The organism is Sphingobium sp. B8D3B, assembly GCF_025961875.1.
Classification (GTDB): domain Bacteria; phylum Pseudomonadota; class Alphaproteobacteria; order Sphingomonadales; family Sphingomonadaceae; genus Sphingobium.
On record NZ_JAOQON010000001.1, the window covers coordinates 1,968,992 to 1,992,320 of the forward strand.

Here is a 23,329-nt window from a genome sequence, read left to right on the forward strand (position 1 = left end):
ACACCTCTTCTGTCCGGCGGGACGGGCTGCGTCCCGCCGTGCACAGTTTTACTGGTTGTTCTGGCGATTAAGGAAGCGTGGCACCTCGAATTCGGTGCGATCCCGCTCGCTCTCGCTCTCCTCGGCATTTCCCTGACGGGCCTGCCCACGCGCAAGCTGCGACATGCGCTCGAACAGCGTGCCGCCACTCGTGCCCTTGCTGGCCGGCTCCTCGGCGGGCTGCGGCGGCTCGACCCGAAGCGGCGGCTCGGGCGAGACGCTGTTGTCGAGCACCAGCTCATCCTCGCCGGTGATGTCGTCGAAGGTCGATGCCGCAAAGCGCGGGGCCGGCTTGGGCTCTTCCGGCTTGGGCGCCTGGAAGCTGGCAGGCGCCTCGCTGGTCGGGGCCGGTGTGAACGACTCGTTGCGCGCCGGCGCGACGCCACCAAGGTCCAGCCCTTCGTCATAGCGCGGCGCGGGGGCAGCCTCCGGGCGGACGAGATTGGCCGGCGCCGACACAGCAGGTGCGGCCTGACGCGGCGCGGCGGCGACGCCCACATCGCCCAGCTTGAACGGCTGGCTGCGGGCCTGCGCCGCGGCGCTCGCTTCATTATCGATGCCCGTCGCGACGACGGAGACGCGGATCTTGCCGTTCAACTGCTCGTTGAACGCCGAACCCCAGATGATGTTCGCATCGGGATCGACCAGCTCGCGGATGTGGTTGGCGGCCTCGTCGACTTCCATCAGGCGCATGTCCTCGCCACCCACGATGGAGACGATGACGCCCTTGGCACCACGCATCGAGACGCCATCGAGCAGCGGATTGGCAATCGCCTTCTCGGCAGCTTCGAGCGCACGCCCGTCGCCTTCGGCCTCGCCGGTACCCATCATCGCCTTGCCCATCTCTTCCATCACGGAGCGGACGTCGGCAAAGTCGAGGTTGATGAGGCCAGGCATGACCATGAGATCGGTGATGCCGCGCACGCCCTGCTGCAGCACTTCGTCGGCCATCTCGAACGCTTCCTTGAAGGTCGTGTTCGGGTTGGCGATCAGGAACAGATTCTGGTTCGGAATGACGATCAGCGTATCGACGTGCTTCTGCAACTCCTCGATGCCCGAGTCTGCCGAACGCATCCGGCGCGAGCCTTCAAAGGTGAACGGCTTGGTGACCACGCCGACCGTGAGAATGCCCTTTTCACGCGCGGCCTTGGCGATGACCGGCGCTGCGCCGGTGCCGGTGCCGCCGCCCATGCCCGCAGCGATGAAGCACATGTGGACGCCTTCAAGCGCCTCCTGCACTTCCGCAATGGTTTCTTCTGCAGCGGCGCGGCCGATGTCGGGGCGCGAACCGGCGCCGAGACCCTCGGTAATGCGCGGGCCGAGCTGGATGCGGCGTTCCGCGGGAGAGGCATTGAGCGCTTGAGCATCCGTGTTGGCGACAATGAAGTCGACCCCATCCACAGACGCGCCAATCATGTTGGCAATCGCATTTCCGCCCGCCCCGCCGACGCCGATAACGGTAATCCGCGGCTTCAGCTCGTCCACATGGGGCGGACCGATTTCAATGCTCATCAACTATCTCCTCCGGGTGCAAACCGCACCGTCACCTTGTCGGGATTCATGCACCAGATGAGCCGCCAATTCACGTTCTTTTTAACCGCTCATCCACAATATGTTGCGGCCTGACCCTAATAGCCTGCGCGCAACGCCGCGATCAGCCGCTGGACGACCGCTCCGCCGCGCGTCGTGTGGACGCGCTGCTCGCGCAAAGGCCGCTGCAGCAGATCCTGCCGCTCCTTCGACGCATAGAGCGCGAGGCCGGCGAGCGTCGCGAAAGCCGGGCCACGATGCGCCTCGGGCATGGCATCGAGCAGCTTGGGGCGACCGATCCGAACGGCGCGGCCGAGCGCAGTCTGGGCGTAGTCCGCCATGCCCTTGAGCTCCGCGCCGCCGCCGGTCAGCACGACCTGGCGCCCGACCGGCGAGTGGAAGCCCATCTCGCCCAGCGCCTTGTTGACCTCCGCCATCAGCCGGTTGAGCCGCTCGCAGATGACGCCGACCAGTTCGGCACGGGTCACGCGGCGCGCTTCGGTCTGCTCGGCGCTGCTGGCCGCCGGCGCGATTTCGATGATCTCGCGAAAGTCCCGGCGCGACTGCATCGCTGAGCCGTAGAAGCACTTCATGCGCTCGGCCTGGCTGCGACGAATGCCGAAGGCCGAGGCAATGTCGTCCGTGACGTCGGCCGCGCCGATGGGAATGGATTTGAAGCCCACCAGCATGCCGCCGATGTGCAGCGACACATTGGTGACGCCCGCCCCGAGCTCAACCAGCGCCACGCCAAGATCGCGCTCTTCGTCGGAGAGGCAGGCCGCCGCGGTGGCGACCGGCGCAGCGATGATGCTCTGCACATCAAGATAGGCCCCGCGCACGCTGGTTTCGAGGTTGCGCAGTGGCGCGCCATCGGCCAGCACCACATGGATATCCACGCCAAGCTGATCGGCATGAAGCCCCATCGGCCGCGCGACGCCGCGCATGCCATCGATGGTGTAGAGCGTCGGCTGCGCCTGCAGGATGACCCGGCCACCCGGGTCGATCCGCTCGCGCGCCTGATCGTACAGGCTCTCGATATCGGCCTGCTCGATCCGCCGACCGCCGACATTGATCTCGACCGGCTCGACCTTGCTCTCGATGCTGCCGCCGGAGAAGCTCAGAATGACCTTCTCGATGTTGGTGCCGGCGACCTTCTCGGCCTGCTCGACGGTCTCGCGCACGGCCAGTTCGGTCCGCTCCATGTCGACCACGAAACCCCGGCGCACGCCCCGGCTCTCGCGCTGACCGGTGCCCAGCACCGCCAGCGTGCCATCCTCCTGCTTGCGCGCGATCAGCGCCGACACCTTCCAGGTGCCGATGTCGATCGCGGTAATCAGCCCATCATTGCGCGCCGCCATGCTTAGCCCTCCCCACCCGATGCAGAGGTCGTCGATCGATCCTTCTCGCCGGACGTCACGACCGCCGAATCCTTCGCCGACGTCACCGCCGGCGCTTCATCCTCTTTCTTGCCCGGCGGCAGGCGCAGCACGAAGCGTGCGGGATCGCGCATGTCGAACCGCAGCACGCCGCGCCCGAGCAGCCGGTCCACGCCATCCATGCGCGCGAAGTTAACCAGCGCAGCAGCCGCGTCGGCATCGCCTTCCGGAAGCATGAGCTGCTCGCCGGACTGAAAGCGCAGATCCCAGCGGCGGCCGCCAACCCAGGTCGCGCCGGCGAGCATCGGCTTGAGGGCCGGCGCGGCGTTCATCAGTTCGGCCAGCGCCTTGGTCCGCTTGTTGGCATCCGGCCCCACCACCAGCGGCAGATCGGGCAAGGCATTGGCCTCGACCGGGCCGAGCGCGACGCCTGCGGCGTCCACCAGCATCAATTGCCCGCCATTCTGCCAGACCGCAGCCGGTTGCCGCTCGACCACATCGACGATCAGCGCATCAGGCAGCCGACGTGAAATCCGCGCCTCCTTCACCCAGCCCAGCCGCATGACCTCGTTGCGCAGATTGTCGAGATCGACCGCCAGCATCGAGCGCTCGACATATTTCACGGCGATGTCGGAGACCTGCATCTCGTCCATGCGCTCGAGCCCGCGCACCTCGATCTTGGCAACGGCAAAGCCGGCGCGCCCGGCGAGATCGTTCACCTCGGCGCGCAGCATCGCCGGCAGACCCATGAAGCTGGCGGTGACCCACAGGAGGATGAAGAGGACCAGGCCGATCCCCCAGGTCATCAACCGATTGATCTGCGCCGGACTGAGCGGAACATAGTCGAGCAGCTTGTCCAGATTGCTCCGGGCCCGCCGCGGCTTGCGGCCGGCCCGGCCGCCGCGCGCGCCGCTCGCCGAGCCGCGCTTGATCGTCGCGCTGTTCATTGCTTCCCCCCACGGTCCGCCAGAGCCTCGGCGATGATGCCCTCTACCAGCTCGCCATAGCTCATGCCCAAATATTTCGCCTGCTCGGGCACCAGGCTCAACGCCGTCATGCCGGGCTGCGTATTCACTTCCAGCAGATACAGGCCATCGAGCCCGCGCTCGTCATCCCAGCGGAAGTCCGAGCGCGACGTGCCCTTGCAGCCCAGCAGACGATGCGCCCGCAGCGCGATGTCCATCATCGCGGCGGCCATCTCGGGCGGCACGGGCGCCGGGCAGATATGGTCGGTCAGGCCGTCGGTATATTTCGCGTCATAATCGTAGAAGCCGCTCTTGGGACGCAGCTCCGTCACCGCCAGCGCCCGGTCACCCAGCACCGCGACGGTCAGTTCACGGCCGCGAATGAACGGCTCGGCCAGCAGTTGGTCGAAATCCTGCCACGGCCCCACCGCATCGCGCGCGATCGGGTTGCCGTAATTGCCCTCTTCCGTGACGATGGCGACGCCGACCGACGAGCCTTCATTGACCGGCTTGAGCACATAGGGGCGCGGGAGGGGATCGCCTGCGAACAGGCTCTCGCATTCGACGATATGGCCGCCGGGCATCGGGATGCCATGGGGCACGAGATGCTGCTTGGTGAGCTGCTTGTCGATGGCGATGACCGAGGTTGCCAGACCGCTATGCGTGTAGGCGAACCCCATGATGTCCATTAGCCCCTGCACGGTGCCATCCTCGCCCGGCACGCCATGCAGGGCATTGAACACGATGTCGGGATTGGCCGCGATGAGCTTGGCCGGAAAATCGCGGCCCTCCGCCCGGGTCGCGCCCAGATCGATAGGCACGACCTCATGGCCGCGCTCTTCCAGCGCCTGGATGATGCCTTTCGCGCTCGACAGCGAGACATGCCGCTCTGCGGCCCAGCCACCCATGAGCACGGCGACCTTGAGACGCTTCATACTCATTGTCCCTGCTCCTGCGCCGAACGGCCCACGCGCTGAATCTCCCATTCCAGGGTTATGCCACTCTCTGCCTGCACGCGCCGGCGTACCTCTTCGCCAAGGGACTCGATGTCCGCGCTGGTCGCGCCGCCGGTGTTGATGAGGAAATTGGTGTGCTTCTCGCTCACTTGCGCGCCACCGAGGCTGAGGCCCCGGCAGCCGGCCCGGTCGACCAGCGCCCAGGCCTTTTCGCCCGGCGGATTCTTGAAGGTCGATCCGCCCGTCTTGCTGCGCAGCGGCTGCGATTCTTCCCGCGCGGTCGCGATCCGGTCCATTTCCGCCTGAATGGCGGCCGGCTCAGCCGGAACGCCGCGGAATGTCGCCGCGATCACCACTGCACCCTCGGGCAGCGTCGAATGCCGATAGGTGAAGCCGAGCGCATCCAGCGGCAGAACAATCTGCTCGCCGGATCGCAGGATGACCTCGGCCTCGACCAGAATGTCCTTCACCTCGCGTCCATAAGCGCCGCCATTCATGCGCACGAAGCCGCCGACCGTCCCCGGAATGGAACGCAGGAACTCAAGTCCGCCAATACCCGCATCGCGTGCCGTGGAGGAGACCAGAATGCCGGAGGCGCCCCCGCCGCACCGCAGCGTCTGCGGCGCGCTCTGGTCTACGCGCGCGAAGGCTTTGCCGAGCCGAACCACCACGCCGGGCACGCCGCCATCGCGAACGATCATGTTGGACCCAAGGCCCAGCGCCATCACCGGCACCGAGAGATCCAGCGCCGAGAGAAACTGCGCGAGGTCATCCGCATCCGCCGGCTCGAACAGCCAGTCCGCCGCACCGCCTGCCTTGAACCACACCAACGGCGCGAGCGGCGCACCCCGCGTCAGCTTGCCCCGCACGGCAATGCCGTCGGGACTCATCTGTCGATCGACGTTCACGGAAGCGGCGGGATGCATCAGGCGCGACCGCTCCACCAGCTGGACCAACGCCCGATCAGATCGGCCTGGACCTTGCCGGCACGGTTCATGGCTTCACCCATGTCGAGCGCGGCCTGCCCCATGCCCTTCGGCCCCATGGCGGCATGGCTCTCGACGGCGTCGATCATCTCGCGCGCCATGTCGAGGCTCTTGCCATGCACCTCGATCATGCGCTCCTGCATCTCCAGGCCAATGCGCATCAGCTCCCACATCAGCCGCGCCCCTCGCCCGATGCCGCGATGGCCGGCGCCAGACCAGCCGCCCATTTGGTGATGTCGCCCGCGCCGAGGCAGACGATCATGTCATCGGCCTTCAGATCCGCGGCGAGGGCCGCGGCGAGCGCATCGGCATCGCCGATGGTCTGCGCCGCGCGATGGCCGCGACGCTTGAGGCCGGCGACCAGCGCATCGGCATCCACGCCCTCGATCGGTTGCTCGCCGGCCGGATAGACGGGCGAGACATAGACCATGTCGGCATCGTTGAAGGATTGCTGGAACTCGTCCATCAGATCGCGCAGCCGCGTGAAGCGGTGCGGCTGCACAACGGCGATCACCCGGCCCTGCGCCCCCTCGCGGGCCGCCGCGAGAACCGCGCGGATTTCCACCGGGTGATGGCCATAATCATCGATGACGATCGCCTTGCCGGCGCCCGTCTCGATCTCGCCCACCTTGGTGAAACGCCGCTTGACGCCGCCGAAGCTGGCGAAGCCAGTCTGGATCGTTGCATCGTCAATGCCCATCTGCAGGGCGACGCCGATGGCCGCCATGGCATTCAGCACATTGTGCCGGCCCGGCATCGGCATGGTGATGTCCGCAATGCGTCGCGTCGAGCCATCACGCTCGCGAATCTGCACGTCGAACATATTGCCACCGGGAACGGGCCGGACATTTTCGCCGCGCAGGTCGGCCTGGGCGGAAAAGCCATAGGTCACGATGCGCCGGTCCTGCACGCGCGGCAGGATCGCCTGCACCTCCGGGTGATCCAGGCAGAGCATGGCCGCGCCATAGAAGGGCACATTCTCGACAAACTCGACGAACGCGTCCTTCACCGCATCGAACGAGCCATAATGATCGAGATGCTCGGGATCGATGTTGGTGACGACGGCATAGGTACCGTCCAGCCGCAGGAAGCTGCCATCGCTCTCATCGGCCTCGACCACCATCCAGTCGCTGTTGCCGAGGCGCGCGTTGGAGCCATAGCTGTTGATGATGCCGCCGTTGATGACGGTGGGGTCGATTCCGCCGGCATCGAGCAGCGCCGCGATCATCGAGGTCGTCGTCGTCTTGCCGTGCGTGCCGGCCACCGCGACGGTGGATTTGAGCCGCATCAGTTCGGCCAGCATCTCGGCGCGGCGGATGACCGGCACGCGGTTCTCCAGCGCCAGTTCCACTTCCGGGTTGCCGCGCTTGATCGCGGTGGAGGTCACCACCACGGCGGCATCACCCAGATTCTCGGCCTTGTGGCCGATCATCACATTGATGCCGAGATCGCGCAGATGCTGGATGACATAGCCTTCCGACATGTCGCTGCCCTGCACGCTGTAACCCATATTGTGCATCACCTCGGCGATGCCGGACATGCCGATGCCGCCAATGCCGATGAAGTGGATCGTGCCGATGTCCGTGCCGACGCCCTTCATGCGCCCGCTCCCGCGAGGCCGGCCATGCGCGGCGCTTCTGCGGCCCGCACGGTGTCGATGGTCTGCGGCGCGGGGCCGAAGCTTTCGATGAGATCGCACATGTCCTTCACCGCATCCGGGCGGCCGCAACGATGCGCGCGCTTGGCGGCGTTCTGGAGCGCACCCGGCTCCATCGCCAGCTTCTGCATCTGGCGTGCCAGCTCGGCGGGGGTGAACTTGCTTTGATCGATCGCGCGGGCGCCGCCCGCCTTCACCATCTCGAGGACATTATAGGCTTGGTGATTATCCATGGCACTCGGCAAAGGTATGAGGATGGCGGGGCGCCCCGCGGCGGTAAGTTCGGCAATGGTCGAGGCGCCGGCGCGCCCGATCACGAGGTGCGACCAAGCGAGCTTGGTCGGCATGTCCTCGATATAGGTCGCCAGATCAGCGGGAATTTCCATCTCGGCATAGAGCGCGCGGACCTGCTCGATGTCCTCAGGCCGGCATTGCTGGGTGACCTGCAGCCGGCGCCGCAGGCTGATCGGCAACATGCCCAGCCCGGCCGGCACGACTTGCGAGAGGATCGACGCGCCCTGACTGCCGCCGGTGACCAGCAGGCGCAGCACGCTCTCATCGGAGAAGACCGGGAACGGCTCGTCGCGCAGGGCCAGGACAGACTCCCGCACCGGATTGCCGACCAGATAGGTCTTGTCCGCGTGGCGTTTGGCGAGGCGCTTCACATCGGGATAAGCGGTCGCGATGGCAGCCACCTTGCGGGCCACCAGCCGGTTGACGCGGCCGAGCACCGCGTTCTGCTCATGCACGATCGCCGGTATGCCTTCCGCAAAGGCGCCAAGCATCGCCGGCAGCGCCGGATAGCCGCCGAAGCCCACCACGGCGGCCGGCTCGAAGGTCGAATAAAGCTGCCGCGCCATGGCGCGCCCTTCGAGAATGGCCTTGAAGCCCCTGATCCAGCCAGAAATGCCGCCGGACATGCGGCCCGCCGGCAGCACATGCGTTTGCACATCCTCGAACAGGCCCGGAATCTTGGCGCCGCGCTCGTCGGTAATCAGGGCGACGCGGTGGCCCCGCGCCATAAGCTCCTGCGCGATGGCGTGGGCGGGGACCATGTGCCCGCCCGTGCCGCCGGCGGCCAGAACATAATGCCGAAAAAGGCTCATCGCCCGCTCCATGTGACGACGTAGGGAGAGCGCGACATATACGGGTTCCGCCGGGTGAAGGCCAGCAGCAGGCCGATGCCCGAGCACAAGGCGATCATCGAGGAGCCGCCATAGCTGATGAACGGCAGCGTCATGCCCTTGGAGGGGAAGATATGAATGTTCACGCCCATGTTGATGACCGCCTGCACGCCCATCACGAAGACAAGGCCGGAGGTTGCCATGACGATGAACGGATCTTCCTCATCCAGCAGCCGCAGCAGCACCCGCACGATGATGGCGAGATAGACGAGCGCAATGGCGATGCAGGCGATCAGGCCGAACTCCTCGCCGATCACCGAGAAGATATAGTCGGTATGCGCCTCGGGCAGATTGAACTTGGCGGTGCCGCCGCCAGGGCCAACGCCGGTCAGTCCGCCGCGCGTGATGGTCGCATAAGCCAGCTGCACCTGATCCGGCCCCGCCGCCGGATCGACGACCGGGTTGAGGAAGGAATCGATGCGCTCGCGACCATTGTCGTAGAAGAGATAAGTCAGCACGAACAGGCCGAGGCCGCCGCACGCAAAGCCCGAGAGGAGCTTGATCGAGGCGCCGCCCACCAGCAGCAGCGCGCCCCAGCAGGCCACGAAAATGACCGTCTGGCCGAAGTCCGGCTGCCGCATGAGCAGGAGCGCGACGATGCCGGTCAACATGCCCGTCAGCGGGATCACCGGCAGCGAGGGATCACGCGCACGCAGCGACAGCAGCCAGGCAATGGCGACGACGAAGAAGGGCTTGAGAAACTCGGAGGGCTGGAAGCGGAAGGCGCCGCTGCCCAGCCAACGCGAGGCACCGTTCACGCTCGTCCCGATGATCGGCACCAGCACCAGCATCACCGCGAACAGCGCCGCCAGACCGACCGCCAAGCGGCGCGCCTGGGTGCGCGGGAGCATGGAAATCACGATCATCAGCGGCAGACCAAGGCCGATCCACATGAGCTGGCGATAGAAGAAATAGAGGGGCGAGAGCGAGGCCGAATGGGTCGACAGCTTGGCCGCCGCCACGGGCGAGGCCGCCGCGACCGCCACCAGCCCGATCGCGATCAGCACCACGATGAGGCCGAGCAGCACCCGGTCGATTTCCCAGAACCAGATCGCCAGCGCGGTCCGCTCGCGCGGCATGGGCTTGCCGGGGCGGGCGCGCAAAGGAGACAAAGCGACATCGAGCGGCGGCGCGGTAACCGGCTTCGCCGCTTCGCCTTCGACCATGACTACGCCTTCGTCTCCGCGCTCGCTCATGCCCCTGCCCCCGTTTCTGCCCCTGCTTTATCGCGAAGCGCGGCCACGGCGGCCGCAAACGCATCGCCCCGTGCCTCGAAATCCCGGAACTGATCGAACGACGCGCAGGCCGGCGAAAGCAGGACGATATCGCCCGGCTGCGCCTGCGCGGCAGCCTCGGCCACGGCCGTCACCATCAGCTCGCATTCGCTGACGGGCACGGAAGCCTCGCCCAGCAGACGGGCGAACAGCGGCCCGGCCTCGCCGATGGTGTAGCCGCGCGCGATGTTGGGGAAGCCCGCCGCGCACTCATCGAGCGAATCCGACTTGGCGAGACCGCCCAATATCCAGTGAATGCGCGGCCGTCCGTCGACCGGCGGCCAGGCGGCGAGCGCCGGCGCGGTCGAGGCGGCATTGGTCGCCTTGCTGTCGTTGACGAACAGCACGCCGTCGATCTCGGCCACGCGCTGCATGCGGTGCGGCAGGCTGACATAGCTGGCCAGCGCCTGCGCCGTCGTCTCGGGCGCAATGCCCAGCGCCTCTGCCACGGCCTTGGCGACCGCGACATTCTGCGCATTGTGCGGCCCCTGCAAGGCGGGCCAGCGGGATTGATCCTCGGCCGCAATCGACTGGGCCGTCACGGGGACGGTCTGCGGCAGAGCATCGGCGATGCGCCGCGTCACCGCGTCGTCCATCGCGATGATCGCCGGATGATCGGGCGACTGCATGGCAAAGAGGCGCTGCTTGGACGCGACATAGCCCTCAAAGCCATCATAGCGGTCGAGATGATCGGGCGTGATGTTGAGCAGCACCGCCACGTCGCAATCGAGACTGAAGGTCAGGTCGATCTGATAGCTGGAAAGCTCCAGTACATAGACGCCGCCCTCGGGCAGCGGTGCCTGCGCGAGAATGGGCAGGCCGATATTCCCGCCCATGCGCGAGGGCAGCCCCGCCGTGCGCACGATGTGATCGATCAGCGCCGTCGTGGTCGATTTGCCGTTGGTGCCGGTGATGCCGACCACGCGATGCGCCGGCAGGCTCGACCGTGCCAGCGCGAACAGCTCGATGTCGCCGATGATCGGCACGCCGGCGGCGCGCGCGCGGCATGTCACCGGGTGACGGTTGAGCGGCACGCCCGGCGAGACGACCAGCGCGTCCAGCCCGGCCAGATCCATCTCCATCGGATCGCCCAGCTCGGCCTTGTCGGCCACCAGTGCCCGCGCATCCTCGCGCTGGTCCCAGGCGATGACATGGGCACCGCTGGCGGCCAGGGCATCGACCGTGGCGAGGCCGGAGCGGGCCAGCCCCAGAACGGCATAGCGCTTGTCGGCAAAGGCGGGGGAGAGGATCATCGCAGCTTCAACGTCGCAAGGCCCGCGAGCGCGAGAACGAAGGAGACGATCCAGAAGCGGATCACCACCGTCGATTCAGGCCAGCCAAGCTGCTCGAAATGATGATGGATGGGCGCCATGCGGAACACCCTTTTGCCGGTGCGCTTGTAGAAGAACACCTGGATGACGACCGACATCGCCTCCACCACGAAGATGCCGCCGATGACCGCCAGCACGATCTCGTGATGGGCCGCCACGGCGATCACGCCGATGGTGCCGCCCAGCGCGAGGCTGCCGGTATCACCCATGAACACCGCCGCCGGCGGCGCGTTGAACCACAGGAAGGCGAGGCATGCCCCGACAATCGCGCCGCACAGGATCACCAGATCGCCCGCGCCCGGCACATGGGGAATGCCGAGATAGGCCGCATAATCGGCGCGGCCGACCAGATAGACGATGAGCATGAAGGCCATCGAGGCCACGATCACGGGCATGGAGGCCAGCCCGTCCAGCCCGTCGGTGAGGTTCACGGCATTGCCGAAGGCGACGATGACGAAGGCGCCGAACAGATAATAAAGCGGCCCGAGGTCCAGCGCCCCGCCGCTCCAGAAGGGCAGATACAGCAAGGTGCCGTTCTGGCTGACGATCAGCCAGGTGGCGAAACCGGCGATGCCGAATTCCGCCAGCAGGCGCGCCCGGGCGGAGAGGCCCTTGTGGCTCGCCTTGGTCACCTTGTCATAATCGTCCATGAACCCGATGGCGCCAAAGCCCAGCGTCACGATGAGGCAGGCCCAGATATAGACCGAGGTGACGTTCATCCACAGCAGCACCGCGCTCGCCATGGCGGTGAGGATCATCAACCCGCCCATGGTCGGCGTGCCGCGCTTGACGAAGTGCGTCTGCGGCCCATCCTCACGGATCGGCTGCCCCTTGCCCTGGCGGACGCGCAGCCAGCCAATGAAGCGGGGGCCGATCACCAGCCCGATGATCAGCGCCGTCATGATCGCGGCGCCGGCCCGGAATGTGAGGTAGCGGACCAGGTTGAAGATGCCTGGGAAATTCAGTTGTTCAGCGAGCCAATAAAGCATCAGGCCACCTCGCTTGCTGCGAGCTGTTCGACAAGTCGCGAAAGTCCGACACTGTTGGACCCCTTGACCAGCACCACATCGCCGCTTTTGACCATTAAGCGTGCGAATTCAACGGCCTGATCGACATTTGCGACGTACTCAACGGAAATTTCGCCGGCCAGAGCATCGGCGAGCGGTGCCATTTCCTCGCCGACCAGAAGCGCCACATCCACCTTCGCATCGCGAATGGCCTGCGCCAGCCCCGCATGAAGCGGCGCGGACTGGTCGCCGAGTTCCTTCATCGCGCCCAATATCGCGATCCGCCGCTGCGCGCGCTCCTCGCCAAGCTGCGCCAAGGTCGCGGCCATGGAGGCGGGATTGGCATTATAGGCTTCATCGATGATCAAGGCCTCGCCACCGTCCGCGGTCGCGCTGGGGCGGCGCGCGCCCCGGCCCGGCAGCCCGGTCATTTCCGCCAGCGCAAGCCCAGCCTGCGCCAGATCGCCACCGGCGGCCTCGACCACGGCCAGCACGCCCAGCGCATTGCTGACCCAGTGACGGCCCGGCATTCCGACCACCAGACTGAGGCGCGCCGCGCGGGTCTGCACGGTGATGCGGGTGCCGGCAGCGCCCACGGACATTTCGTCGATCAGTCGGACATCCGCGCCGGCATCGCGCCCGAAGGTGACGACTTGTCCGGCGTGACGACGGGCGTGGTCGGTCAGCAGCGGCGCATGGGGCGAGTCGGCGGGAATGACCGCCGTGCCGCCCTCGACCAGGCCTTCAAAGATTTCCGCCTTGGCCAGCGCGATCTTCTCTTCCGTGCCGAAATATTCGATGTGCGCGGGCGCAATCGTCGTGACGATGGCGACATGCGGGCGGACGAGCGCGGTCAGCGCGCGCAGCTCGCCCTCGTGATTCATGCCCATCTCGAACACGCCATAACGCGCCTCACGCGGCATCCGCGCCAGCGAGAGCGGCACACCGACATGATTATTGTAGCTCTTGAGCGAACGATGGGCGGCGCCCTGGCTCATCCGGTCAAACGCGGCGAACAGCGCTTCCTTGACGCCCGTCTTGCCAACGGAGCCGGTGACGCCGATGATCTTTGCCGACGTCCGTTCGCGCGAGGCCCGGCCAAGATCATCGAGGCCCTTCGCGGTGTCGACGACGCGGACGCAGGGGCCTTCGACCGCCCGATCCACCAGCAGCCCCGCTGCGCCGGACGCCAGCGCGCCGGGGATATAGGCGTGACCATCCGCGCTCTCGCCATGCAGCGCGACGAAGAGATCGCCGTCCGCGACCTCCCGGCTATCGAACGCGACGCCGCTCACCGCGAAGGCCGTGGAGGCTGCCCCGCCGGTCGCTGCGGCGATCTCGTCGGAGGTCCACAAGCTCATGCAGCGCATTCCCGCGCCACGGTGACATCGTCAAACGGCAGCACGCGATCACCGATGATCTGACCCTGCTCATGCCCCTTGCCGGCCAGCAGCACAATATCGTCCGGCCCTGCCTCGGCAATGGCGGCAGCGATGGCGGCGCGGCGCCCGCCAATCTCCCGCGCGCCCGGCGCGCCGGCCATGATCGCGGCGCGGATCACCTGTGGGTCTTCCCCGCGCGGATTGTCATCGGTGACGATCACGACATCGCTCAGGTCGCTGGCAACGCCACCCATCAGCGGGCGCTTGCCGGCATCGCGATCCCCGCCGGCGCCGAACACGGTGATGAGCCGACCGCGCACATGCGGGCGCAGCGCCTCGATGGCCGCCCGCAGCCCGTCGGGCGTATGGGCATAATCGACATAAACCGGCGCACCGGCAGTGGTGATGACGGCGCGTTCCAGCCGACCGCGCACCGGCTGCACGCGCGAGAGCAATCCCAGCACCGTCTTCAGCGCGCCGCCGGTTGCGAGCACCAGTCCAGCGGAAACCAGCGCATTGGCGGCCTGATAGGCGCCGATGAGCGGCAGATCGACCTTGTGCGTGCCGCCCTCGGCCTCAATCACGAGCGTCTGCCCGAGATGGGTCGGCGTTTGCGTCACCAGCCGCAGCGTCTCGCCGGCCGAACCGACGGTCATCAACTGCAAGCCCCGGCGACGAACATGCTCGATCACTTCGGCAGAGCGCTCGTCATCGGCCCAGATGACAGCGACGCCGTCGTCGGCGACAACCTCGTCGAACAGCCGCATCTTGGCGGCGAAATACATATCCATGGTGCCGTGATAATCGAGATGATCGCGGCTCAGATTGGTGAAGGCGCCCGCCGCAACGCGCGGCCCCTCGGCACGATATTGGGCCAGCCCATGGCTCGACGCCTCATAGGCGACATGGTCGATGCCTTCCTTGGCGAGCCCGGCGAGATTGGAGAGGAAGGTCACCACGTCCGGGGTCGTGAGGCCGGTCGAAACCTGATCCACGGCAGTCGTCACGCCCAGCGTGCCGATGGACGCGGCGCCATGGCCCATCATGCGCCAAAGCTGCCGGGTGAGCTCGACCGTCGAGGTCTTGCCGTTGGTGCCGGTGACCGCGACCAGCGTCTGCGGATAAGGCGCGTAATAGCGCGCCGCGAGGCTCGCGAACAGGCGGCGCGGTTCCTCGGCGGCAATGTGAGGGACGCCGGCCACGCGCGCATCCGGCGCCGCGACGACAGCCACGGCGCCCGCAGCGATGGCGGCGTCGATGAAGTCCTCGCCGTTCACCCGCGCGCCGCGAAACGCGCCGAACACCGCGCCGGGCGCCACCTTGCGATGGTCCAGCGCGAAGCCGCTCACCTCGGCATCCTTGGCCGGATCAATCGAATCGGGCACGAGCGTGGAAAGGCGCATCATTCGGCCACCTCTTCGTCTTTGACCAACGGGGTCAGCTCAGAAATGTCGACGTCGCGGAACGCCTCGGGATAGACGCCCAGCAGCGGCGCGGCGCGCGACACGAAGGACTTCACCACCGGGGCGGCCGTATAAGCGGCCGTGCGGATGCCCGGGTAGCGGGCACTGCCCTGCGGCTCGTCCATCATAACGATGACGACATAGCGCGGCGCTTCCATCGGGAAAGCCGCAGCGAAGGTGGAGACCAGCGAACGACGGGCATAGCCGCCATCCTTGGGCTTCTCGGCCGTTCCGGTCTTGCCGCCGACGCGATAGCCTTCGGCATCCGCATTGCGCCCGGTGCCGGTCTGCACGATCATCCGCAGCAACTGGCGCATCTTCGCGCTGGTCTGCTCGGAGAACACCCGGCGGGCGGCCACTTGTTCATTCGGCTTGCGCTTGAGAACGGTGGTGGGGTGCCAGATGCCACCATTCACCAGCGCGGCATATGCGCTCGCCAGATGCATCGGCGTCACGGCGATGCCATGGCCATAGGCCGTCGTCATGATGGTCGTGCGATACCAGCGCGACGGGAACAGCGTGCCGGCCTGTTCGCGCAGCTCCACCGTGGCCGGACGGTCGAACTCCAGCGAGCGATAGGCAGCCTCAAGCGGCTTTTGCCCCATTTCATCAGCGATGCGGGCCGTGACGATGTTGCTGGAGTGCACCAGCGCCTCCGGCACCGTCAGCCAGCGGCCCAGGGGGTGGTCATCCTTGATGGTGAAGCGCCCGACCGGCAGCGGCGCCGTGGCATCATAGCGCTTGCTCATGCTGACGATGACGCCCGCATCCATGGCGATGGCAAAAGACAGCGGCTTGAACGTCGAGCCGAGCTCGTAACGCGCCTGAACCACGCGGTTGCAGCGCGGCGACATGTCGCAGGTGATCTGGCCCCGGCGCATTTGGCCGTCCGGGCCCATCACCATCGGCGCCTCGACCGGCATCAGGCGGTTGGGATTGAATGTGGGCAGAGACGCCATCGCGATCACTTCGCCATTGCGCGAATCCAGCACGATGCCGACGGCGCCCTTGGCGCTCTGTTCCGCCATGCCGAGCGACAGCTCTTCCTCCAGCGCGGCCTGAACGCGGCTATCGATGGAGAGCTGCAGTGGCTGCCCGCGCGTCTTTTCATCGGTCAGCCGGTCATCGAACGCGCGCTCGACGCCCATGGCACCGAACCCATCCCGATTGACGAAGCCGATAAGGTGCGCGGCCAGCGTGCGCTGCGGATACAGCCGCTCCGCCTCACGCGGAAACTCGATGCCGATCTCGCCCAGCGCATTCACAGCGGCGACGTCGCGCGGCACGGCACGGGTGCGGAGGTAGTTCCACTGCCCGCCCGAGGTCAGCTTGGCGTAGAAATCCGCTTCGGACTGGTCCGGGAAGATCGCGTGGAGCTTTTTGGCCAGATCGCGCGGATCGCCGAGCAGGCGGTCGCGGCGCACGGCAATGGCATAACCGTCGATATCGCGCGCCAACGGCACGCCGTTGCGATCGACAATATCGGCGCGCCCCGGAATCGGGATAGGGCTGGCCATGCGCTCGGCCTGGGTGCCGGCGTCAATGCCCATCCAGACCATTTTCGCCGCCATCACCATTGTGATCGCGGCGAAAATAAGCAGGAGGAGCATGATCCGGCCGTGGGCCACCGTGACCAGATCTGTCGGCTTCCGGGTCTCGGAACGCGGCTCCGGCCGCGCCAAAATGGTGGCCATCAGGGCACCATGGCTTCACTTAGGGCCGGGCCGCCGAGCAGCTTCTTGTCGAGCAGGGCCAGCCGGGCTGCCTTGCGGGAGGCCGGATCGGGCTCGACAGTGCGGCGCGCCCCAGCCTCTGCCGGCGCGCGCGTTGCTGGCGCCGTCTTCGGCTTAGCTTCCGCCACGGGCGGCCGGGGTTCAGCAGCTGAGGCGGTGCGAATGAAGGCGAACTCGGAGGCCACATCGGCGCCGCTGCGCGCTGCCGGCTTTTCGGGCGCTGCCGCGACCGGCGCAGGCGGGGTATTCTGGGCCATCGCGGTCATGACGGGCGGCGGGCTGTAGCCGCCGGTCACCGGTGCCATGCGGTCCAGATTGGCCAGCGCGCGCTCATTGGGCAGATATTGCGCAGGCGCCGGCACATACAGGCGCAGGTCGCTGGTGTTCCAGGCATGGAGCTGACGCATGGTTGCCCGCGCACCGAATTCCGCCTCAAGATAGCGGATGTCCGCGCGGGTCCAGCGGATCTGGTCGATCGTATGCCGCACCGCGTTCCGCTCCGTCGCCACCTGCAGGCTGATCAGATAGGCGGCGAGCGCCCCCATGGCGACCACGAGAATCCACATGATGCTTTGCAAGCGCTTGATGGCGATCATGATCGTGCTCCCACAGATTGGTGCATGGCAGGGGCTTCAGTTCGGATGGCGCTACGCAGCGTTGCGGAGCGCGCACGGGGGTTGGACTTGAGCTCAGCATCGCCGGGGCGAACAGCGCGGGCGGGCTTCTGGAAGGTCGGGCGCACGGCGGATTTGACCTCCGGCCGGTGACGCGAGCCGGCACCCTCCTGCCCGCTGCGCGTGCGGAGAAAATTCTTCACGATGCGGTCTTCCAGGCTGTGGAAGGTCACCACCGCCAGCCGACCGCCCGGGCGCAACACGGCCTCGGCGGCATCCAGACCGCGCTCCAGCGCATCCAGCTCGCCATTGAGGTGAATGCGGATCGCCTGGAAAGTCCGCGTCGCCGGATCGGTCTTGTCGCCGGGCCGCTTGCCGAGCGCCTTGTGGACTGCGCCGACGAGATCGCCGATGGTCGCCAGCGGGCGCGCTGCCAGGATGGCGCGCGCGACACGGCGCGACTGCCGCTCCTCGCCATAATGATAGAGGATGTCCGCCAGCTCGGTCTCATCGACGCGGTTGAGGAACTCGGCCGCCGTCTCGCCGGACTGGCTCATCCGCATATCCAGAGGGGCGTCCGGAAAGCGGAACGAGAAGCCGCGCCGCTCGCGATCGAGCTGCATCGAGGAGACGCCGATATCCAGCGTCACGCCATCCACGCTGTCGACACCGGCCTCAGCCAGCAGCCGTTCCATCTGCGCGAAATTGCCGGCGAGCAGCGTGATCGCGCCCTCACTGGCTGCGACGACCGCCTGCCCTTCGGCAATGGCGTCAGGATCCTGATCGATCGCGAAGACCTGCGCACCGCGCGCGGCCATGGCGCGGCTGTACCCGCCGGCACCGAATGTGCCGTCGACATGACGCTCGCCAGGGGCAATGGCAAGCGCGTCCAGCACCTCGTCGAGCAGCACGGGGCGGTGCGGCTCGGCCGGCGGGTTCGCAAGGGAAGCCGCGCTCATCAGCGCTCCTCCCGTTTGGCCTTGAGCTCATCGAGGAAGGTTTCGCATTCCTCGATGGCAAGCAGGTTCGCCGAATTCTCGGCGAGGAAGCGCTCGGGGCTCCAAAGCTGGACGAGGCGACCGCCCCCGACAATGAAGAGCGCATCGGTGATGCCGTACAACCGCCGAAAAGCCGGCGGCAGGGTGAACCTGCCGCCGGAGTCGATGGTAACGGTCTTGATGGTGCTCCAGAAGTTCGCGTCCGCCATTTCCGCGTCGAAATCCTCGCCACGGGTCATGGCGATGCGAGCGGCCTCGTCGAACTTGTTCTGAAAGAAATCGAGCTGTTTGCTGCCGAAAAGCGACACATATTTGCGGGTAGGGTCTGCCCGAACAAGCATGGTGCCGGGCTGGGTGCTGTGCTCATTCAGGACGGAGCGGAACGACATCGGCAGCGCGAAGCGCCCCTTGCCGTCCAGGGCACTGGCCCCGTTCCCCATGAAATAAGCCGATGACACCCCAACGAACTCCCTGCGCGGGGCACAGGCCTTCCCGCTCCGGAAAGCACCAGGCTGACCGGTTGATAGACTCGCGAAGATACGAGTGCCCCTAGGCCTGCGGTATTAGCAGTCCGCCCCCGGGGAGAAAAGGGAGAATCTTGGATAAAATGGGAAATGATGGGAAAATCTTGGGCAGATTAGGGAGAAATGCCCTCCGTTTTTCTTATGTTCTCATTATGACCCGTATTTGTCCGAACCATGGGCTGGGAATAGCGGGGATTGCGCACCACCAGCGCCAGCAGGAGGGAAAGGGCCAGCGCAGCGGCCAGCGCGAAGCGGAGACCCCGCACCAGAGCGGCCTCGTCCTTCACCCAACTCGTGAAAGTGCCGATCGAAAGCGGCTCGTCACGCAGCCACGCGGCGAGAACGTCCGGCGCGTCACTGGTGCGCAGCGCGCGGTCGGCCCCATCCTGCGAGGCCAGCGTCCAGAGGCGGTCATCGATCCAGTCCGCATCCGCCACCAGCAGCGCCTGCCCCCTGCCCAACCGACAGGTCGCGATGAACCCCTGCTCGGCGGGCGTGCAGCCGGCCGTCGGCTCGCGCACAACGAAGCGCGAGGCGCCTGCCACCTGCAGCAAGGCGCCTGACGCCAAGGTGCGCCGATCCGACGCCTCGCCCCCATGGCCATCGCCATGGGATTGCGCGGTGAACTCCGCAGCCTCGAGCCGCACGCCCCAATGGGCCAGCAGCGGATCGAGCAGACTCGTGAGCGGCGGCCGCCCGGGATGGACGAGCGGGCGCGGGTCCGGCCAGAGCAACAGCGGATCGGCCAGCACCACCGCGCGTCCACCCGCGCGCACCCAGCGGTCCAACGCGACCAGTTCTTCCGGCGCCATCGCGCGCGGCTGCGCCAGCAGCACGGCCTCGTGCCCGGCAAGGCTCTGGTCACTGAGCGCGTCCAGAGGGTGCAGGGCGACATGGAGGTCCAGCGCGCGCAGCAAGGGCGAGCGCAGGCCGATCGACTGCGTAGCCGGCAATCCGTGAACCGCCCCCATGGCGACATCATGCAAGGGCAAGGCCGAGAACAACGCGACGCTGGGCCGATCCCCGGCGGCGGCCGATTGGGAAGCATTGCGCATGGCCGGCACGGCCCAATTCGCGACAAGCACTGCCCCTACGCACAGCGCCAGCCCCCAACCCAGCCTTACCCGGCGGGAGCGGCCTGCGACCAAGGCCCACAGACTGCCGACGATGGCCAGCCCGGCCGCGAGCGCGATCATGCCGGCCCAGGGCAGACGGACGGACGCCAACCCGATCAGGCACAGCGGCGACAGCAAGACGACGGCCCACAGAGCCGCAACCATCGGCCAGCGCAGCCTCGCAGGAGCAGCCTCGGCGCGGTCCCCCTGCCCGGCGCGGGCGGCGCGCGTCAGCAGAATTGCGCCCAGAATGATCCCCGCCGTTCCCGGCCACAGCCAATCGAGCGGATCGAGCCGTCCGGTCCGCAGGCTGGTGCCGGTCAGCCCGAGCAGAAGCGACAGGATGGCAGGGGCAAGCGTCGCCGCCAGCAGCAAGGCAGTGCGGGGCATCGCGGCAACCGGGCGACGGCTCAGGGCGTCTGCTGCTGGGCGGGGCGCTGCGATTGGGCCTGATCGCGGTCCTGATCCATGCGCTGACGCAATTGCGGATCGGGCTCCAGATCGGGTACGGGTGACGGCAGGATGGGCGCGGCGCTGTCCGATGTGGTCGGGGTGACGCCCAGATCCGCCAGCGGCTCGTTGTTGGTCGGCGCCGGGGTGCCGGTCGTATTGGCGCCACCGGTCTGTGCGGCGGCGGACGAGGCATCGCTCGACATCGTCGCGGTATCGCTCGTCCCATCCTGACGGACGGCATCGACGATGAGGTTCGCCAGCGTAACGACGAGCAGAACCGCGGCCAGCCCGACCAGGCCGATCTGCACGCGCTGCAACTCTTCACGATGGGCGCGAACGTCGCTCTTGCGGCTCACTGCTTCCCGTTCGGGCCGACTGTCCGCCATCTTTGCGCTCCCTAGTCCGCCAACCATGGGAAAGGCGTCAATCCCTTGGAAACCAGCCAGTCCCGATTGTAAAGCGTGGAAAGATAGCGAAGGCCCGTGTCGCACAGGATGGTGACGATCCGGCTGCCCGGCCCGAGCTTGCGCCCCAGCGCCACGGCACCGGCGACATTGATACCGGTGGAAAGGCCAACGCACAGCCCCTCGCCCATCAGCTTCTCGACCCACATCATGCCTTCTTCGTCAGACATGCGGAACTGCGTGTCGATCGGCGCACCTTCGAGATTGGCGGTGATGCGCCCCTGCCCGATCCCCTCGGCGACCGAAGAGCCTTCCGCCTTCAACTCGCCATGGGCGTAATAATTGTACAGCGCCGCGCCATAAGGGTCGGTCAGCGCGATGGTGATCGCCTCGCTCTTCTGCTTGAGGCCGAGGCCGACGCCCGCAAGCGTGCCGCCCGTTCCGGCCGCGCAGGTGAAGCCGTCGATCCGCCCTTCCATCTGCGCCCAGATTTCCTCGGACGTGCCGACGATATGGGCCTTGCGATTGGCGATATTGTCGAACTGATTGGCCCAGATCGCGTTCGGCGTTTCCTCGGCGAGACGGCGCGAGGTGTGCACGAAGTGCCCGGGATTGGCATAAGGCGCGGCGGGGACGAGCACCAGTTCGGCACCAAGCGCGCGCAACGTGTCCATCTTCTCGCGGCTCTGCGTCTCGGGCATGACGATGATCGTGCGATAGCCCTTGGCATTGGCGACCAACGCGAGGCCGATGCCGGTGTTGCCGGCCGTGCCCTCAACGATGGTGCCGCCGGGCTGCAGCAGGCCTTTTTCCTCGGCATCTTCCACGATGAACAGGGCGGCGCGGTCCTTGACCGAGGCGCCGGGGTTCATGAACTCGCATTTGCCGTAGATTTCGGCGCCGCTGGCCTCGGACGGCCCGGCCAGCCGGACGAGCGGCGTATTACCGATGAGGGAGATCGTATTGGGATGGACGGTCATAGCGACTGACTAGGACGACGAAGCGCGCTGGGCAAGGCAGGAGATTGCATGGTCGCCGCAAGCCAAGCTTGTCCCGCAGCGCTGCCGGAACGGGCTTATTCGGACCGGACGAGCGCCTGCTCGTCTTCGCCCTGTTCGCGGGCCGCGCGCCGATCCGTGAACCAGATGAAGATCAGCGTCATTTCGTAGAGGATGATGAGCGGTATCGCGAGCATGAGCTGCGAAACCACATCGGGCGGCGTGAGAACCGCCGCCACAGCCACCGCACCGACGATGAAATAGCGCCGCGCACCCACCAATTGCGCGCGCGAGACGATGCCGGCGCGATTGAGCAGCATCACCAGCACCGGCAGAAGAAAGCTGATGCCGAAGGCCAGGATGAACTGCATGACGAGGCTGAGATAGCTGTCCACGCTGGGCAGCGCTTCCAGCTGCATCCCCCCCGCATCGCCCTGAAAGCGCAGGAAGAAGTGAAATGCGGTCGGCATCACCAGATAATAAGCGAAGGCCGCGCCGCCGACGAACAGGATGGGCGTTGCCAGCAGAAAAGGCAGCAGCGCCCGCTTTTCCTTGGCATAGAGGCCCGGCGCGATGAACGCCCAGAGTTGGTTGGCAGTGATCGGGAAGGAGATGAAGAAGGCGCCGAACATGGCGACCTTCAGCTCCACGAAGAACGCTTCATAGAGCTTGGTATAGACGAGCTTTCCGACCGTGTTGCCAAAGCCCTGCTTGAGCGGCTCGACGAGAAAACCGAGAATGTCGCCCGCGAAATAATAGCAGACCGCGCCGGAGATGAAGAGCGCGGCGACGCAGCGCAACAGGCGCTTTCTCAGCTCGATGAGATGATCGAGCAGCGGCGCCTTGGTATCGTCAATGTCCTTCATGCGGTGCGCGGTCCGGTCGGCTCGTCGGGTGTCCCAAGCGGCAGGCTGGACTGCGCCATGCTCTCGCTCGCGGACGTGTCGGGCTTGTGCGCCGGGCCGGCATCCTCGACCGTCTCGCCGGGATGGGACGGCGCGTCATCGGCGGCGACCTTGTCGTCGCGATCTCCCAGCAGTTCCGGCGCGCTATGATCCTGCAGGGCGGGTGTGGTCGCCGGATCGCTGAACTCCGTATTGCGGGTTTCGTCCATGATCTTCTGGTTCTGCTTGGCCCACTGCTTCTGCAGCTCCTCAAGCTCGGCTTCGCGCACCATGGCGTCGATGCCGCTGCGGAAATGGCGCGCCATGCCGCGCGCCTTCCCAACGATCTGACCGAATTTATAGAGCGCGCGTGGCAAATCCTTGGGGCCGATCACGAGGACCGCCACCACCGCGATCAGCAGCAGCTCTGTGGACGCAATGTCAAACATGCCAGGT

At 66.6% G+C, this 23,329-nt stretch carries 22 protein-coding genes; all 22 read right to left on the reverse strand.

Going from position 1 to position 23,329, the window contains the following annotated elements; translation table 11 throughout:
- Positions 1-48: 48 nt before the first annotated feature.
- The 22 genes from ftsZ to tatB all read right to left on the reverse strand — a co-directional run bounded on the left by ftsZ (position 49) and on the right by tatB (position 23,322).
- Positions 49-1,551 carry a cell division protein FtsZ gene (gene ftsZ / locus M2343_RS09270; protein ID WP_264576423.1) on the reverse strand — a complete coding sequence of 501 codons (1,503 nt, stop codon included), beginning with the start codon at positions 1,549-1,551 and terminating at the stop codon, positions 49-51.
- A gap of 116 nt (positions 1,552-1,667) precedes the next feature.
- Complete coding sequence (gene ftsA, locus M2343_RS09275) at positions 1,668-2,927, reverse strand: cell division protein FtsA (RefSeq protein ID WP_181558870.1); 1,260 nt, start codon at positions 2,925-2,927, stop codon at positions 1,668-1,670.
- Positions 2,928-2,929: 2 nt separating this feature from the next.
- Positions 2,930-3,892 carry a cell division protein FtsQ/DivIB gene (locus tag M2343_RS09280; protein WP_264574587.1) on the reverse strand — a complete coding sequence of 321 codons (963 nt, stop codon included), beginning with the start codon at positions 3,890-3,892 and terminating at the stop codon, positions 2,930-2,932.
- Positions 3,889-4,851: a D-alanine--D-alanine ligase gene (locus M2343_RS09285; RefSeq protein WP_264576424.1), complete on the reverse strand. Its 963-nt coding sequence runs from the start codon at positions 4,849-4,851 to the stop codon at positions 3,889-3,891. The genes M2343_RS09280 and M2343_RS09285 overlap by 4 nt, the downstream gene beginning before the upstream one ends.
- Entirely contained in the window at positions 4,848-5,792 is a 945-nt protein-coding gene (gene murB, locus M2343_RS09290) for a UDP-N-acetylmuramate dehydrogenase (protein ID WP_264576425.1), read from the reverse strand. Before murB ends, M2343_RS09285 begins: the two co-directional genes overlap by 4 nt.
- On the reverse strand, positions 5,792-6,025 hold the full coding sequence (locus tag M2343_RS09295) for a hypothetical protein (protein ID WP_264576426.1): 234 nt from the start codon (positions 6,023-6,025) through the stop codon (positions 5,792-5,794). The genes murB and M2343_RS09295 overlap by 1 nt, the downstream gene beginning before the upstream one ends.
- Entirely contained in the window at positions 6,025-7,452 is a 1,428-nt protein-coding gene (murC, locus tag M2343_RS09300) for a UDP-N-acetylmuramate--L-alanine ligase (protein WP_264576427.1), read from the reverse strand. The genes M2343_RS09295 and murC overlap by 1 nt, the downstream gene beginning before the upstream one ends.
- Positions 7,449-8,615 (reverse strand): undecaprenyldiphospho-muramoylpentapeptide beta-N-acetylglucosaminyltransferase, encoded by a 1,167-nt coding sequence (gene murG / locus M2343_RS09305; RefSeq protein ID WP_264576428.1) that lies wholly within the window; start codon positions 8,613-8,615, stop codon positions 7,449-7,451. Before murG ends, murC begins: the two co-directional genes overlap by 4 nt.
- Positions 8,612-9,772, reverse strand: coding sequence for a putative lipid II flippase FtsW (gene ftsW / locus M2343_RS09310; protein WP_264572369.1), 1,161 nt, complete (start codon positions 9,770-9,772; stop codon positions 8,612-8,614). Before ftsW ends, murG begins: the two co-directional genes overlap by 4 nt.
- Before the next feature lie 113 nt (positions 9,773-9,885).
- Positions 9,886-11,220, reverse strand: coding sequence for a UDP-N-acetylmuramoyl-L-alanine--D-glutamate ligase (murD, locus tag M2343_RS09315; protein ID WP_264576429.1), 1,335 nt, complete (start codon positions 11,218-11,220; stop codon positions 9,886-9,888).
- Complete coding sequence (gene mraY / locus M2343_RS09320; protein WP_264576430.1) at positions 11,217-12,287, reverse strand: phospho-N-acetylmuramoyl-pentapeptide-transferase; 1,071 nt, start codon at positions 12,285-12,287, stop codon at positions 11,217-11,219. Before mraY ends, murD begins: the two co-directional genes overlap by 4 nt.
- Positions 12,287-13,666: a UDP-N-acetylmuramoyl-tripeptide--D-alanyl-D-alanine ligase gene (locus M2343_RS09325; protein ID WP_264576431.1), complete on the reverse strand. Its 1,380-nt coding sequence runs from the start codon at positions 13,664-13,666 to the stop codon at positions 12,287-12,289. The genes mraY and M2343_RS09325 overlap by 1 nt, the downstream gene beginning before the upstream one ends.
- Positions 13,663-15,090 (reverse strand): UDP-N-acetylmuramoyl-L-alanyl-D-glutamate--2,6-diaminopimelate ligase, encoded by a 1,428-nt coding sequence (locus M2343_RS09330; protein ID WP_413716046.1) that lies wholly within the window; start codon positions 15,088-15,090, stop codon positions 13,663-13,665. Before M2343_RS09330 ends, M2343_RS09325 begins: the two co-directional genes overlap by 4 nt.
- Entirely contained in the window at positions 15,090-16,844 is a 1,755-nt protein-coding gene (locus tag M2343_RS09335) for a peptidoglycan D,D-transpeptidase FtsI family protein (protein WP_264576433.1), read from the reverse strand. The genes M2343_RS09330 and M2343_RS09335 overlap by 1 nt, the downstream gene beginning before the upstream one ends.
- Entirely contained in the window at positions 16,844-17,479 is a 636-nt protein-coding gene (locus M2343_RS09340; protein WP_264576434.1) for a colicin transporter, read from the reverse strand. The genes M2343_RS09335 and M2343_RS09340 overlap by 1 nt, the downstream gene beginning before the upstream one ends.
- Positions 17,476-18,456, reverse strand: a complete 981-nt coding sequence (gene rsmH, locus M2343_RS09345; protein ID WP_264576435.1) for a 16S rRNA (cytosine(1402)-N(4))-methyltransferase RsmH — start codon at positions 18,454-18,456, stop codon at positions 17,476-17,478. The genes M2343_RS09340 and rsmH overlap by 4 nt, the downstream gene beginning before the upstream one ends.
- On the reverse strand, positions 18,456-18,953 hold the full coding sequence (locus M2343_RS09350; RefSeq protein WP_181558856.1) for a division/cell wall cluster transcriptional repressor MraZ: 498 nt from the start codon (positions 18,951-18,953) through the stop codon (positions 18,456-18,458). Before M2343_RS09350 ends, rsmH begins: the two co-directional genes overlap by 1 nt.
- 179 nt (positions 18,954-19,132) lie before the next feature.
- Positions 19,133-20,524, reverse strand: a complete 1,392-nt coding sequence (locus M2343_RS09355) for a GldG family protein (RefSeq protein ID WP_264576436.1) — start codon at positions 20,522-20,524, stop codon at positions 19,133-19,135.
- Positions 20,525-20,544: 20 nt separating this feature from the next.
- Positions 20,545-20,973: a hypothetical protein gene (locus tag M2343_RS09360; protein WP_264572193.1), complete on the reverse strand. Its 429-nt coding sequence runs from the start codon at positions 20,971-20,973 to the stop codon at positions 20,545-20,547.
- Between the two features lie 11 nt (positions 20,974-20,984).
- The gene (locus tag M2343_RS09365; protein WP_264572192.1) at positions 20,985-21,971 is read right to left on the reverse strand and encodes a cysteine synthase A; all 987 of its coding nucleotides are present in this window, start codon (positions 21,969-21,971) and stop codon (positions 20,985-20,987) included.
- A 95-nt stretch (positions 21,972-22,066) separates the two neighbouring features.
- A complete protein-coding gene (tatC, locus tag M2343_RS09370) occupies positions 22,067-22,855 on the reverse strand; it encodes a twin-arginine translocase subunit TatC (RefSeq protein ID WP_264574577.1) in 789 nt (262 codons plus the stop codon).
- Positions 22,852-23,322 carry a Sec-independent protein translocase protein TatB gene (gene tatB, locus M2343_RS09375; RefSeq protein WP_264576437.1) on the reverse strand — a complete coding sequence of 157 codons (471 nt, stop codon included), beginning with the start codon at positions 23,320-23,322 and terminating at the stop codon, positions 22,852-22,854. Before tatB ends, tatC begins: the two co-directional genes overlap by 4 nt.
- Between the last annotated feature and the right edge of the window lie 7 nt (positions 23,323-23,329).